The following is a 14,670-nucleotide window of genomic DNA, read 5'->3' on the forward strand; positions in this document are numbered from 1 at the left end:
TAAATAGAATTTAATCTCGAAGGTTTTTAATGTCTCAAATCAAATATTCTAAATTATTATTTTGCTTATTGCCCGTAGTTGGGGCGCTTACTTGTCAATATTCATTCAGTGCAGAGCGTGAGCAAGTCAACTGGCCGAATGTGAACACTAAGCTCAAACGCGATCCCGCTGTAGAAGCGCAAATTGAACAACTGCTCGCAAAGATGACCATAGAGCAAAAAGTGGCGCAAATGATTCAGCCCGAAATTGGTTATTTAAGTGTTGAACAAATGCGCAAATATGGGTTTGGTTCATACCTCAATGGCGGTAATACTGCGCCCTATGGCGACAAACGCGCTGATCAGGCGACATGGCTAAAATATGCCGATGAAATGTACCTAGCATCAATGGACTCAACGAAAGACGGTATTGCAATACCGACTATTTGGGGTACTGATGCCATGCATGGACATAGCAATGTGTATGGCGCTACGTTATTTCCGCACAATATTGGCTTAGGAGCTGCGCATGATGCCGACTTAATTAAGCGCATAGGCCAAGCAACAGCGAAAGAAGTCTCAGCCACTGGGATTGAATGGAGTTTTGCTCCTACTGTCGCTGTAGTCAGAGATGAACGCTGGGGCAGAACCTATGAAAGTTACTCAGAAGACCCTGAATTAGTTAGGCTGTATGCAGGTAGTATGGTGACAGGTATTCAAGGTGATATAGGCGCTGACTTTTTAAAAGGCAGTAACCGTATTGCAACCGCAAAACATTTTGTGGGCGATGGTGGTACAGAGCGAGGCGTTGATCGCGGAAATACGCTTATCGATGAAAAAGGATTAAGAGATATTCACAGCGCAGGTTATTTTTCGGCTATTAATGAAGGTGTGCAATCAGTGATGGCATCATTTAATAGTTGGAATGGCAAACGTGTACATGGCGATAAACATTTATTAACGGATGTACTTAAAAACCAACTTGGTTTTGATGGGTTTGTAGTCAGTGATTGGAATGCTCACAAGTTTGTAGAAGGCTGCGATTTAGAGCAATGTGCGCAAGCAATTAACGCGGGCGTTGATGTGATCATGGTGCCAGAGCATTTTGAAGCGTTTTATCATAATACTGTTAAGCAAGTGAAAGACGGTGTAATCGCAGAATCAAGAATTAACGATGCCGTTAGGCGCTTTTTAAGGGCTAAAATCCGTTGGGGTGTGTTTACAAAGGGTAAACCATCAGCGCGACCTGAATCACAACACCCGCAGTGGTTAGGTGCTAATGAGCATCGTACTTTGGCAAGAGAAGCGGTTCGTAAGTCACTCGTTCTATTAAAAAACAACGAAAACGTGCTGCCAATCAAAGCGAGTAGCCGCATCTTAGTTGCCGGCAAAGGCGCAAATGCAATCAATATGCAAGCAGGAGGCTGGAGTGTTTCTTGGCAGGGCACAGACAATACCAATAGTGACTTTCCAAATGCAACCTCTATTTATGCGGGTTTACAGTCGCAAGTAACAAAAGCGGGTGGTGAGATCACTTTGAGCGAGTCTGGTGAGTATAAAACCAAGCCAGATGTAGCCATTGTTGTTATTGGTGAAGAACCTTATGCAGAATGGTTTGGTGACATCGAGATGCTTGAGTTTCAGCATGAAACTAAACATGCACTTGCGTTATTAAAGCAGCTTAAAGCTGATAATATTCCTGTAGTAACGGTATTCTTAAGCGGCCGCCCGTTGTGGGTTAATAAAGAGCTCAACGCATCGGATGCCTTTGTTGCTGCTTGGCTACCAGGCTCTGAAGGTGAGGGCGTTGCAGATGTACTATTAACTAATAGCCAAGGTAAAGCCCAGTTTGATTTCAGCGGTAAGTTGAGTTTTTCATGGCCTAAATATGATGACCAATTTACGTTAAACTTAAACGATGCTGACTATGATCCATTATTTGCTTATGGCTATGGCTTAACTTATCAGGACAAAATAAATGTGTCTGTTTTGAGTGAGAAAACCAGCCCTAAAAAAATGGTTAATAGTGACTCACATCCCCTGTTTGTAAGAAACTTAGCCAAAAATATGACTTGGCAACTGGCAGATACAAGCACAGAAAAGGTGTTAGCCAGTGGTGCATCAGCAACCAGTGGCGATAAACAAAGTTTACTTATGCAATCAGTCAATTTATCTTATCAAGAAGATGGCCGTGGCTTTAATTGGCGCGCACAAGCCGCTGTTAGCTTGAGTCACCTAGAGCCTAAACAGCTAGATAGTAAATTTAGTGCAGGTTACCTTGAATTAAAAATGCGCATAGATAAAGCTCCTGAACAAGGAGCAAACTTGCAAGTCATGTGTAGCGAAAATCATTGCTTAAGGAATATTGATTTTTCATCGTTTTCACAATTAATGACAGACAAAAGTTGGCATACTCTAGCAATCCCTTTGCACTGTGGTGATAGCGGACTTGCTGAGCAAAAAATAACAGACGCGCTGCGCATTACCAGTCAAAATTTAAGTTTAGCAATTGCTGATGTGGCGTTGACTATAAAACCGAGTAATGACTCATTATCATTAACGTGTGCAAAGTAATACTCTATGGCTGTTGATTAACGTTTATTAATCAACAGCCTATAACATTGGATTTAATAATGTGAATAGTAATAACCCTAGAAGTCAGTTGTTCTGGTTATTCCAAAGTTGTGGTTGGATTGTCTATGCAATGCTGACCGAATTAATGATAAAAATACCAAGCGAAGAGCCATGGACAATACATATACCGCATTTAATTATTGATGTAGCGTGTGGCTTTTTGATCACTTTAACGTTAAGACGATTTTACAACTGTTTTAGTCAGCAAGAGCTCAAAGTTAAAGTCGCGTTACGTATTATGCTGCTTCTAATTGCAACATTACTCTGGACGCAAATTAAATGGATTTCCTTGCAGTGGTTATATGGTAACTGGTGGCTTTCAATGTCATGGTTTGACTTTGGTACATGGACGTCAGCCTCGTTAACCATGCTTTCAACATGGACTGCCTTTTATTACGGGATCAAAATTTATTTAGATAATCTTGAGCAAACTCAAAAGGCCGCAGAAGCAACCCATTTAGCGAAAGAGTCACAGCTAAAAATGCTTCGATATCAGCTTAACCCGCATTTTATGTTCAATAGTATTAACGCCATTTGCACGTTAATATTGAAAAAAGAAAGCTTGCAGGCAGTAAACATGCTTGAAAAACTATGTGACTTATTGCGCCATAGTTTATATACCGACCCACTTGAAAAAGTAGCTATCAAAGAAGAAATCGCAATGTTAAGAACCTACCTAGATATTGAACAATGCCGATTTGCTGACAAGCTAGAGGTTAATATTAGCGTTGATGAACCATGCAACGATTTATTAATACCTTCTTTATTAATTCAACCATTGGTAGAAAACGCGTTAAAACATGGTATGCGAGCAGATCAAAAAATGGTGATCACAATTAATGTTGAAAAAACAAAATCCGCATTGCTCATTAAAGTTGCTGATACTGGTAAAGGCTTTGATGATAATAAAAAAACCAAAAGAGGCATCGGCTTGGCTAATTGTGAGCAACGCTTAAAATTAATATATGGTAATAGTCACCGAATTGAAAAAGGCAATGCGACTACCGGTGGTGCGTGGTTTTGTATCTCTCTTCCAATTAATGGTTTGCAATCATGATTCAATTAAAAACGTTACTCGTTGATGACGAATACAGTGCTATTGAAGGTTTGCGTATTCGCTTAGAAGCCTTTGCTGAAATTGAAGTGATTGGCAGTGCACAAAGTGTTGATGAAGCAATTAAAGTACTTAACGAATATGATGTAGATTTAGTGTTTCTAGATATAGAAATGCCAACAAAGTCAGGTTTTGAATTAATTAAACATTTTCAACCAGAGAGCTGCCCTGCGGTTATCTTTGTTACGGCATTTCATCAACATGCTGTTAAAGCTTTTGAGGTGAGGGCGCTGGATTATTTACTTAAGCCCGTTAAGTTAGCTCGCCTTGCAGAAGCCATTGAAAGAGTTATTAAAACAGAAAAGCTAAACAGAAAAACCGAACTTATTGAAGTGCACCAATCGCTGGTGATCAATGAATCGCAACCACTTGAAGTGGCGGGTAATTCTGACTATAAGTTTGAAGCTGAGAATTTAGTTATTCAAGATGCTAAAAACCCAATTCAAATTATTCCGTTTAAAGATATTTTATGGATTGATGCGGCGGGGGATTATATGTGTGTACACACACCTGCTGAAACACACGTAATGCGGGCGCGTTTAAAAGAGCTTGAAAAAAACACCTTGCCTGAAGATTTCCTGCGAATACATAAATCAACGATTGTAAATTTAAGCCATATAAAGCAACTTAACCCACTTAGAAACTCTGAATACACGGCTGTATTACAAAGTGGTAAAACACTTAAAGTCAGTCGTACCTATAGTAAAAATTTAAAGAGTTTGTTCAAATAATAAATATATTAATATTGAGAGTATTAAACTATAACTGCAACAGTTTGTATAATAGGCATTTGTTACGCTATCTCAGGTCATAATTTATAAGGATTTTAAATTTCTATGGCAAAACCTCAGCTTTTTTGGATTATTTTAATATTATTGATTACCTGTTTTATGCCTTGCGGTTTTTTCATCTGGTATGAAAGTGTGGATCCCGCATTTATCCCTAATGCTAATTACAATTTTATTTTACAATGGGTTTTACCCTCGCTGACAGTGCTGACGATTGGTTACCTTTTTAGTCAGTATAAGAATTTTGCTCAAGTGAAGGAAAGTTTAGATGAGCATTTTATTGCTGAGGGACGTTTAGTTAAGTATTTTACGCTGCTTTTTAGTCCAGTGTTTATTTACTTTTACTTTTGGACATTCATTAATATCCCAATACAGTTATGGGCAAATTATCAATTGGCTGAGTATTGGTCGCAAGAATATTTATTAGTTGAGGCAACAACATGTAGTAGTGACTATGAGCCGCACTGCGTAGAATTAAAGTTTTCCGATTTAGCAAGTGAAGAAACACATTCAATAAGATGGTATTTAGATAAAGCTGAATTATTAACGCTCAAGAATAAAAGAGTAAATCTGGTCGGTGAAAAAAGTTATTTTGGTTATATTATCAATACAATACAGTGGTGATCAAAGCTTTAAAAGGCATTATTGTGATTTGTGGTGGTTATAAAAGGCTTAAACTACCCCTGCCATTTTGCAGGGGTAGTATAAATTGGTTAACCGCGATTATGCTCGCGAGCGTAATCAATATTGGGCCCTTTAGGGACGATTTGCGTTGGGTTGATCATGGTATGACTAAAATAATAATGTCGTTTGATATGATAAAAATCAACGGTTTCTTTAACGCCAGCAACTTGATAAAGCTCACGTAAGTATTCACTCAGTGCCGAGTAATTTTCGATAGTACGCAGATTACATTTAAAATGCCCAACATACACACTGTCAAAGCGTATTAGAGTGGTGAATAATCGCCAATCTGCTTCGGTTAGGGTGTTGCCCACCAAATAACGCTGCTTGAGTAAAATACTTTCGACTTTGTCTAATGCAGTGAATAAGTCATTAAATGCCTCTTCATAGGCTTTTTGAGTGGTCGCAAACCCAGTACGATACACGCCATTATTAATGTTGTTGTACACCAGCTCATTAATTGCATCGATTTCAGCGTGCAAGTTATTTGGGTAAAAGTCTAGTTTATTGCCAGTTAACTCATTGAAGGCGCTGTTAAACATGCGAATGATTTCAGCAGATTCATTACTGACTATTTTATTTTGCTGTTTATCCCAAAGCACAGGCACAGTTACTCTTCCGGAATAATCTGCTTTATTTTCGGTGTATATTTGATGCATAAATTGTTTATCAAAAAGTGCATCTCCAGTGCTGTGGTTGTTTTTATCAAACGTCCAACCGTTATTTAACATATCTGGGCTAACCACAGAGACATCAATATAGTCTTCAAGGCCTTTTAATTTTCTAAAAATCAAGGTGCGGTGCGCCCATGGGCATGCTAATGAAACATATAAATGATAACGGCCTTTCTGTGCCTTAAAGCCCGCCTCACCAGTTGGGCCTGCGCTGCCATCTTTGGTTACCCAGTTACGTAATTGTGCAGACTCGCGTTTAAACTCACCATCGCTTTTATCGGTGTCGTACCATTTATCTTGCCATTTACCGTTGACTAGTAATCCCATAATTGACTCCTATATCGTGTTTTAAAAGCTACCAAATTTACCGCTTTGGTAATCACTAATTGCTTCTCGTAATTGATCTTGCGTATTCATCACAAACGGGCCCATGTGAGCAATAGGTTCATTAAGCGGATCACCGGCTAAAATAAGTACCCCAGCGCCGCTTTGCGAGCTAAATTTAATATCACTACCGGGCTCTAAAATAAGTAGGCTGCCAGCCATTACTGGACCACCTTGTTCGGTGTTGATTGAGCCGGTATGAATATAAATCATCACCTTGCTTTGTGTCAGTGGTGGATGAGCAAACTCAGTGCCTACAGGTAATGTTACATCTGCTAGCATGCCATTGGCTGCTAGTTCTTGTAGGCTTGAAACCTGAGTTTGCTGGTCAAATTGCCAATTGCCAGCCAGTGCTTTTAGTTCAACACCTTGACTATTTTTATGTTCAGGTGCAGGGTGCTCAGTAGTATCTTGATATTTCGGTGCTCTGAGCTTTTCAGTGCTTGGCATATTGAGCCAAATTTGAAAGCCATGCATCCCCTCAATCGCATCGGCAAGTGGCATTTCGCTATGGATAACGCCAAAGCCGGTACTCATCCATTGCACATCACCTGCGCGAATAGCTTTTTTATTGCCCATTTGATCTTGGTGTTCAAAGCCGCCTTTAATAATGTAGGTAAAGGTTTCGATACCACGATGCGGGTGGGCAGGAAACCCACCCATAAAGTCACTGTGATCGTCGGATTTTAATTCGTCGATCATTAAAAAAGGATCTAAATGCTTACCATCAAAGCCTGGTATCCGGCTAATATTTACGCCATCACCATCTTGGGTTGCATGGCTATTGAGTTGCTTTATTACTTTCATTGCTTTGCTCCGAATCTTGTATGGTATTATTTAAACACAATAAAATTAAACAACCATGGGTAAAAATAGCACTATTCATTCGTTTTAACAGAACGTTCTGATTTTTGTTTTTTCGTTAGGTTATCCGCTACAAAAGCCCCGCGATTGCCAGACTGATGTGCAGGTCCTACGGTGCTATCAACCATGGTTTGTTGTTCGGTGCTGGCATTAATCGCAGCGCCAAAAATAATAATATAGGCGCTGATATACAACCACATCAACATGATCACGACCCCGCCTAACGAACCATACGTTTCATTGTATGAAGCAAACTGTGACACATAATATGAAAACCCTAATGATGCGATGATCCAAAGTCCTGTCGCCATTACTGAACCAGTTGTAACCCAACGCCACTTTGCCGCTTTTCTATGGGGTGCATAACGATATACAAAAGCTAAAGCAAAATGAAAAGTCGCTGCTAGTAATAGCCAAGTGAGTAATTTGATCACCGTATCGATACTGTTTTCTAGACCAACAATATTGAGTGCGATAGGCAATATACCAATGATTAATAATGCGATTACTGCGACCAATATAGCGCCAATAGAGAATAGAAAGCGTACTAAAAGCGCTTTGAAAAACTGCCTTTTGGTTTGCTCATGGTAGGTAATATTGCAGGCTGTGATCAGTGCTTGGCAGCCCTTACTGCTACTCCATGTGGTTAATAACAACGTGCTTATTGCACTAACACTTAACACTTTTTGTGATTGTTGGGTAACTTCAGATACCTGTTGTAGAACGATTTCTCGGCTGCTTGGTGGCAATAAAGTAATAAACTTACTAATCTGTTCACTAACATCCGCCGTAGAGGCGAAATAAGCATACAGCGAAACACAGGCTGCCAGTGCTGGAAAAATAGCGAGTAATGCGTAAAAGGCGACACCAGCGGCAACAAAGGATAAGTTATCTTGCGACATACTTTGATATACCCGCTTGCTGATATCCCACCAGCCCAGCAAGGGGATCTCGGTTGGTTTATCTGCTGTGTAGCCACGTGGTTTATGTGCCATATTTTATTCCTTGCTGATGGTTATTAGTCACTATTTATTAGAAGTTAGGGTGCAAGGTGCTTGCCAGCTTAAGTTGGCGTTTAATTTGCTTCTACAGAATTAATGGTTTCATCAATAAAGAGCGCATGAGTTACATATGGAAATAATGAATAGTATTAATAATCAAATTATTAGCGCATTAAAAATACAAACAACGAGTACCAACGCGGATCCTTTAGCGCCAGTATCTTGGCAAGGTATAAACTCACAAATTGCGCATTTTTTACAAAGTGCTTGGCAAATGTTACCCGCTCTCACTTTAGGTATAGCAGCAATAATCGTGTGCTATTTTTTAGCAAAGCCTGTGTCTTATTTATTAGTGAAACCTATTGGCTATGTAAGTGAAAGGCGGTTATTGCATGTTGTTGCTCGTCGCTTTATTAGTACTGTGATCATTTTGTTTGGAGTTTATTTATTTTTACGCTTAGCAGGCTTAAGTGAATTTGCCGTGGCGATAATGAGCGGTACTGGATTAGTCGGGCTAATCTTAGGTTTTGCATTTCGTGATATTGCAGAGAACTTTATATCGAGCATGCTATTAAGTGTGCAACGTCCTTTTCGTATTGATGATGTTATTGAAGTCGATGGCTGCTTAGGGGTAGTAAAAAGGTCACTGCGCGGGCGACCACATTAGTTGATTTTGATGGTAATCATATTCAAATACCTAATGCGACTGTTTATAAAAATGTGATTAAAAACCTTACTGCTAATCCGAAAATGCGCGGTCACTATAAAATAGGCATAGGTTACGATAACGATATACGTAACACTCAGCAGTTAGCGCTGAGTTTAATGGATAAACAAGCTGCTGTGCTAAAAGATCCGGCCCCACAGGTGTTACTTGATGAATTAGGCTCAGCCACTATCAATCTCAGTATTTACTTTTGGGTTAATAGTGAGCAAAACAGCCCGGTTAAGGTAGCGTCGCAATTGATGCGTGAAATGGTTAATAGCTTTAACGCGCATGGTATTAGTATGCCTGATGATGCTCGTGAACGGATTATTTTAAATGCACCAAGTGAGCAAGCACAAAAGACTCCGGAACAACCCACTACGCAAGATCAAAAAGTCAAACCGATTGCGCATCTGGATGCTGGTATTGATGATGTGAGCAGTGATGCTGATGAAATTCGTGAACAAGCTGAGCGCTCTCGCGATCCTGAGCAAGGCAACAATATTATTTAACTTGCTCTTTAAATAATATACTTAGTTTAATGGCCGTGGGTTCGGCAATTTTATTTAGCAAAGACTGAGGTATCGCTCGAGGAGAAAGTTTTACTGAAGACAGTTCATGTATGGATTGGTTATGTTTTTACCATCAATCTACTGTTGCTTTGTTATTACTGTCGCTTATCTTCCTCTAGACGATTAATTACCACAAAGTGGTTCACTGTTTTTGTGGGCTGCTCGCCGATAGCGTATACTGTTGTGCTTGTAATTTTGACTTATCTATTTTGTGCTAACGGATCAGTTTAAATTTCGCCGTCTTCTTACTCCTTTCTAAAATGATATTAAATAAATGAATGATATAACAGTAGCAACTCATAACGGTAATTTTCATGCGGATGATGTGTTTAGTATCGCCGCACTTAGGCATATTCTTCCTACTTTTAAACTTATACGTACCCGTGATTTAGAATTAATCGCGCAAGCTGACATAGTGATTGATGTTGGCGGCGAATATGACCCAGCTGCTGGACGTTTTGATCATCACCAACGTGGCGGTGCCGGTGAGCGTGAAAATGGCATCCCATACTCATCATTTGGTTTAATTTGGCAAAAATATGGTTTAGAGCTGTGTCAGGGTGACCAAGATGTTGCGAATGCAGTTGATGCTGGTTTGGTATCGACCATTGATGCGATTGATTGCGGTCATGTTGAAGGTGTATCGAAAGGGATTAGTCTTAGCCAAACAATTTCAATGTTTAACCCAACATGGCAAGAGGAAAGTGACTTTGATCGTTGTTTTGATGAGGCGGTTGAATTTGCATCGCGTGTTTTAACACGTTTTATTGCAGCAGCCAGTGGCGGCATTAATGCTAAAGCAATCGTCGCTAAAGCGATTGATAACGCAGATGATGCAAGAGTGATTGTATTAGAGCAATACACGCCGTGGAAAAAAACCGTGCATGCTTTATCGCAAGAAGCGTTATACATGGTTTATCCATCGCATTCAGGCAAATGGATTTTGCAAACGGTGCCTGTTGAACCGGGTTCATTTGAAGACAGAAAGTCACTACCAAAAGCATGGGCTGGTTTATCAGATGCTGCATTTCAAGCGCAAACGGGCATTGATGACGCAATGTTTTGCCACAATGGCTTGTTTATCGCAGGCGCAGAATCATTTGCAAGTACCATGAAACTTGCTGCTATGGCGTTGCAAGACGAATAAAACGAAGTCACGGTTATTAAAAAGGGGGAGCGCTGTACTGGCTTCCCCCTTTTTGTATTAGTGCCTAAAGTTTTCTAGCAACGCTGGAATACCTGGCAGCATGCCCACCATGGCCATAACACTGGTCAATAATACAAACATAAACAGCGGAATGATCCAGCGACTCATATGGGTCAGCTCAGAGCTGCGCTCTTTACAGCCAATTAAGCCTAAGTTATCGAGCAGCATGGTCAGTGACCAGCCAAACGCTGGGTTTACTAACGTTGAAGCAAATACCACAATAGCTGCTGATTGCGTGGTTTTACCTTCGCGAGTCATTTCCATACCCGCCTCAAGCAGTGGGATAAATACACCCACTATTAACGCTACACACAGTACCGGTTGCCAAATGGCGAGATCCATTGGATAACCCCATATACCTGCAATTACACAAAAAAGTGCGGTTAAAATTGCACCCGCTGGAATAGGGCGCTTAGCAATCGCGGCAGGCACAATATACGTGCCCCATGATGAGGTGAAGTTAGACCCACCTAAAATAGAGCCAAAGGTTTGCCTAACTGATGCACTGAGCATAGTATCGTCAATGTTCATTTGCACTTTTTCAGTACGTTTTGGGTAGCTGATCTTTTGGAATACTTGATGGCCTAAAAAGTCTGGCGACCACATGGCCACTGCCAGTATGGCAAAGGGCAATACGACTACAAAGCTTTCAAGAGTCGGCAAACCTAACATCCAACCGGTGTTTTCACCCCACCAATACATAGGGTTCATATTTGGTAACCCGGGGCGGTTTTAAATTCAAACGGCGCACCTAAGGCAAAGGCCGTTAAACCACCAATAAGGCAGCTGAGCGGCACAGCTAACCAACGTTTTTTAAAATGTTCGAGTAGCGCGTACAGTAAAATAGTGGCCAAAATAACGATGAAGGCAATGTGGGTCATTTGAATTTGTTCAGCCCATGCAAACAGTTTCTTTACTTGCGATATAGTGCCTATGAATCCTAAGTAAAGTAATAATCCGCCGCACACCCCTTTACTGGTTAGTCGTGCCAACAAACTGCCGCCTTTACTGATGGCAAGCAGTAACCCTAAGGCGCCAATGAGTAGCCCGAATGCCATTGGGTGTCCGCCTGCCGCAACAACAATGGGAATTAATGGAATGAGTGGTCCGTGGGTTCCCGCTAAGTTAGCAGTGGGTAAAATAAAACCTGAAAACAAGATGATAAAAATAGCCACTATGAGTAACTCATAGCGTACGTTTTCTAACACAAAGGCGTCACTTAAACCAAGCGGTGCGGCAAAGGTGGCGGCAATAGCGCCTACCATAACAACTTTACCAATTGTCCCTGCCATCGCGGGAATTGTGTCTTCAAATTCGAAGCGGTAATCCCGAAAAGGCAAGTTAGGACGCCAGCGCTTTGGCTGCATAATTTGCAGTTCATGCTCGAGATAATCGTCTCGACTGGCAAACTCAGAGCTTGGTTTATGAAGATTTTTATAGCTATCGGAAACGGTTTGAGTATCGCTTACCTGCTCAGCTTGGGATGACGTGTCATCTTTTGGCGTGGTTGTCATGAATTCTCCTGCAACATTGTTGCTAACTCAAAATAAAAAAACAGCTTGTATAAAGCAATGAATATTGAATCGATAGAATAAAGTAGAGGTTTATCAATTACGATTAGGCAAAGGTCGAGCATGACGGATTAAAGTAGCTTGGCGCAGGTATAGCCAGCAGAGAAGAAAATATTCAAAAGTTAATTTCTATTGTTAATAATCAATACCTTATTTTCATATTTGTTGTTTATTGCTTTAAAAAAGCCAGTTATACGGCACGCATTAATGAATTACTGGGTGCTAAGTCTTTAGTCTAATGGCTAGGAGCTCACTCAAAGCTAAGCTCTGTTTTATTCTGTATAGCCGCCAGGGCGACTGTCTTGCATTAATAGATCAAGTTTTCTTTGTGCTTTTTTATAGTTATCTAAATCGATTACTTCAATCATTTCGCATTCGTCTCTTACCATTTCGGTGATAAGGCTAGGATAGTGGCGGCAATCTTCAGGGCGGTCTAAATAAATACTGCAGGTATATTTATTTGCGGCGAGGGGATTTATTTTTGGTGCTATTTCAAGAAAAGGGCATTGGCTTAGTTTTACTCCCGATTGTGGGTCGTGCCATATTTGGTTATTTTTAACGAACTCAAAGATTTCGGGGTTAAATATCTCCCATAGATCAATCTCTTCTTGCGTGGCGCTCAGATCGCCACCACCGTATTTAATACAGCATTTACCACATTGATTACATTCTTTCATGGTTCGCTAATTTGTAAGATGGACTAATTCTAGTGTATCACCGATTGTTTTTAGTGCAGCTGTGTTTTTGCAGGGGTAATTTGTCAGATGCTATTTTATTTACAACAAGGTCAATTTTGTTCAATACATGGCTTATTGCAACAACAGATAATAAACGCCACTTTAAATAACCTAAGTATACGTTATGACTTTATCAGTGATCATCTCAATGGCACTATTTGCCTTGGCGGCGTCTATATCACCCGGGCCAGTTAACCTTGTTTCGTTAAGTAGTAGTGCGCGATATGGGGCAAAAAGAGGCTTAATATTTGTGACTGGTGCTACCTTTGGTTTCATTGCATTATTTTTGTTTATTGGTTTTAGTTTGCATTATCTCATTGCGCAATTAGCCTGGATCACTGGTGTATTACAGTGGCTCGGTATCGCTTTTTTACTTTATCTCAGTTATCAATTATTTATCGATGATGGCGGCCTCACAGCTGACGCTAAGCAAAATGCCCCTACCTTTATGACAGGTGTGATCATGCAATGGCTTAACCCTAAAGCGTGGTTGGCTTCTTTATCAGGCATTGCAGCATATAGTCCAGGGGCGCAAGGATTTGAACTGGTTACTTTTGCAAGTTTATATTTACCTATTTGTTGGTTATCACTTGGCTGTTGGGTTTGGCTAGGTATACGGCTCGGGCAGCATTTTCAAAGCCCAGCTAAAATGCGAGTGATGAATAAAATTCTTGCACTATTACTGGCTGGCAGCTGCTTTTTATTATTGATTTAGTGGTTTTAATTTACAGTGATAAAGTACGGCGATATTGCTCGGGAGTTGCCGCTACGCGTTGTTTAAAGACCCGCTGAAAATGCGCTTGATCACTAAAGCCTGCACTGTGAGCGATACTTGCTATTGGCTGGCCTTGTTTTAGTGCTTGCTGACCTAATTGAATACGACGATTTAACCGATAAGCGTGCGGAGTCATATTAAAATGACGTTTAAAAGCGCGCACTAAATAACTGCTGCTAAAGCCAAAAAGTTTACTGATTGCGTTAATTGATTGGTCTTCAAAACAGTGCTCATTCAGGTAGTTCGCTACTTGATATAGCTTATTTGCAGGTAATAACGTTTGCTCGTGTAATGGCTCAACGCAATCAAGGTACGTAAATAATTGCACGAAGTAACTACTTAGCAACGTGCGCTTTTGTGCTGCGGTAAACGTATTTGTCATTAGGTTTTGGCACAAGATAACAAAGTCCTGATAAAGCTGTGGTAGTAGCACTGTATCCAAGCGACTTCCTTGCCAGTTTTGTTGCTTTGTGACGCCAGACTCGAACAATAACGCTGCTAACCAATTTTTATCTATATGCATCATGTAATAAGCCCACACTGAGTTTTGCTTTGGATTACAGGCGTGGACTTCATCAGGGTTCATTAATACTAAATTACCATGTGTTACTTGATGTAGACGATCTTCACAAATGAATTCACTTTGCCCCGCTAAAATTGCGCCAATTGACCATTGCTGGTGGGAGTGGGGAGCATAAGTGACTTTGCGGCCATCTAATACTTGGCGCAGCTCTACAAATGGTAACTCGGGGTCGCGCCAAAAAATAGGGTGTGTTGTTGGGAGCATACTATTTTCCACAATTGAAAACCTATTTCCAGTATACCCCTAGTTGTAGTGTATAAATCTACCCTCAGACTAAATTATTCACCAAAAAATCAGTGAGTAACTGCGTCACTTAGCTACATGCAATTGTGTGCTGAGCGGGTGTGTTTTTTTAGGTATCACTATTGGTCTGTTTGCACCCGTTAGAGCATAACGCA

Annotated in this window: 11 protein-coding genes and 2 pseudogenes; 7 read left to right on the plus strand and 6 right to left on the minus strand. The window is 40.5% G+C overall.

Annotation, left to right across the window (positions count from 1 at the left end; translation table 11 throughout):
• Positions 1–29: 29 nt before the first annotated feature.
• The 4 genes from P4S61_RS15685 (at position 30) to P4S61_RS15700 (ending at position 5,138) form a co-directional block, all read left to right on the plus strand.
• Positions 30–2,552: a glycoside hydrolase family 3 protein gene (locus P4S61_RS15685; RefSeq protein WP_337118610.1), complete on the plus strand. Its 2,523-nt coding sequence runs from the start codon at positions 30–32 to the stop codon at positions 2,550–2,552.
• A 61-nt stretch (positions 2,553–2,613) separates the two neighbouring features.
• A complete protein-coding gene (locus tag P4S61_RS15690) occupies positions 2,614–3,669 on the plus strand; it encodes a sensor histidine kinase (protein WP_246175609.1) in 1,056 nt (351 codons plus the stop codon).
• Positions 3,666–4,457, plus strand: coding sequence for a LytR/AlgR family response regulator transcription factor (locus tag P4S61_RS15695; protein WP_145241093.1), 792 nt, complete (start codon positions 3,666–3,668; stop codon positions 4,455–4,457). Before P4S61_RS15690 ends, P4S61_RS15695 begins: the two co-directional genes overlap by 4 nt.
• A 105-nt stretch (positions 4,458–4,562) precedes the next feature.
• The gene (locus P4S61_RS15700) at positions 4,563–5,138 is read left to right on the plus strand and encodes a hypothetical protein (protein WP_182718958.1); all 576 of its coding nucleotides are present in this window, start codon (positions 4,563–4,565) and stop codon (positions 5,136–5,138) included.
• 89 nt (positions 5,139–5,227) lie between these two features.
• Here P4S61_RS15700 and P4S61_RS15705 read toward each other — a convergent pair whose 3' ends face one another.
• The 3 genes from P4S61_RS15705 to P4S61_RS15715 form a co-directional block, all read right to left on the minus strand.
• Complete coding sequence (locus P4S61_RS15705; RefSeq protein WP_337118612.1) at positions 5,228–6,199, minus strand: glutathione S-transferase family protein; 972 nt, start codon at positions 6,197–6,199, stop codon at positions 5,228–5,230.
• 21 nt (positions 6,200–6,220) lie between these two features.
• Positions 6,221–7,063, minus strand: a complete 843-nt coding sequence (locus tag P4S61_RS15710; protein ID WP_182734950.1) for a pirin family protein — start codon at positions 7,061–7,063, stop codon at positions 6,221–6,223.
• A gap of 71 nt (positions 7,064–7,134) precedes the next feature.
• Positions 7,135–8,115, minus strand: coding sequence for a YihY/virulence factor BrkB family protein (locus P4S61_RS15715; RefSeq protein WP_145241085.1), 981 nt, complete (start codon positions 8,113–8,115; stop codon positions 7,135–7,137).
• A 154-nt stretch (positions 8,116–8,269) separates the two neighbouring features.
• On the opposite strand from P4S61_RS15715, the pseudogene P4S61_RS15720 reads away from it, so the two are divergent.
• Positions 8,270–9,339, plus strand: a pseudogene (locus tag P4S61_RS15720) (mechanosensitive ion channel family protein).
• Positions 9,340–9,673: 334 nt separating this feature from the next.
• Positions 9,674–10,546 (plus strand): MYG1 family protein, encoded by an 873-nt coding sequence (locus P4S61_RS15725; protein WP_182734948.1) that lies wholly within the window; start codon positions 9,674–9,676, stop codon positions 10,544–10,546.
• 57 nt (positions 10,547–10,603) lie between these two features.
• Here the strand turns inward: P4S61_RS15725 and P4S61_RS15730 are convergent.
• Positions 10,604–12,120 (minus strand): annotated as a pseudogene (locus P4S61_RS15730) (DUF3360 family protein).
• Positions 12,121–12,449: 329 nt separating this feature from the next.
• On the minus strand, positions 12,450–12,854 hold the full coding sequence (locus tag P4S61_RS15735; RefSeq protein ID WP_145241077.1) for a YkgJ family cysteine cluster protein: 405 nt from the start codon (positions 12,852–12,854) through the stop codon (positions 12,450–12,452).
• 184 nt (positions 12,855–13,038) lie between these two features.
• Between P4S61_RS15735 and P4S61_RS15740 the strand changes: the two genes are divergently transcribed.
• Positions 13,039–13,629: a LysE family translocator gene (locus P4S61_RS15740; protein ID WP_182732204.1), complete on the plus strand. Its 591-nt coding sequence runs from the start codon at positions 13,039–13,041 to the stop codon at positions 13,627–13,629.
• Between the two features lie 10 nt (positions 13,630–13,639).
• On the opposite strand, the gene P4S61_RS15745 is transcribed toward P4S61_RS15740, so the two are convergent.
• The gene (locus tag P4S61_RS15745) at positions 13,640–14,476 is read right to left on the minus strand and encodes an AraC family transcriptional regulator (protein WP_145241073.1); all 837 of its coding nucleotides are present in this window, start codon (positions 14,474–14,476) and stop codon (positions 13,640–13,642) included.
• Positions 14,477–14,670 lie beyond the last annotated feature (194 nt).

This window comes from Pseudoalteromonas sp. B160, from assembly GCF_037162485.1.
Taxonomy (GTDB): Bacteria; Pseudomonadota; Gammaproteobacteria; order Enterobacterales; family Alteromonadaceae; genus Pseudoalteromonas; species Pseudoalteromonas rhizosphaerae.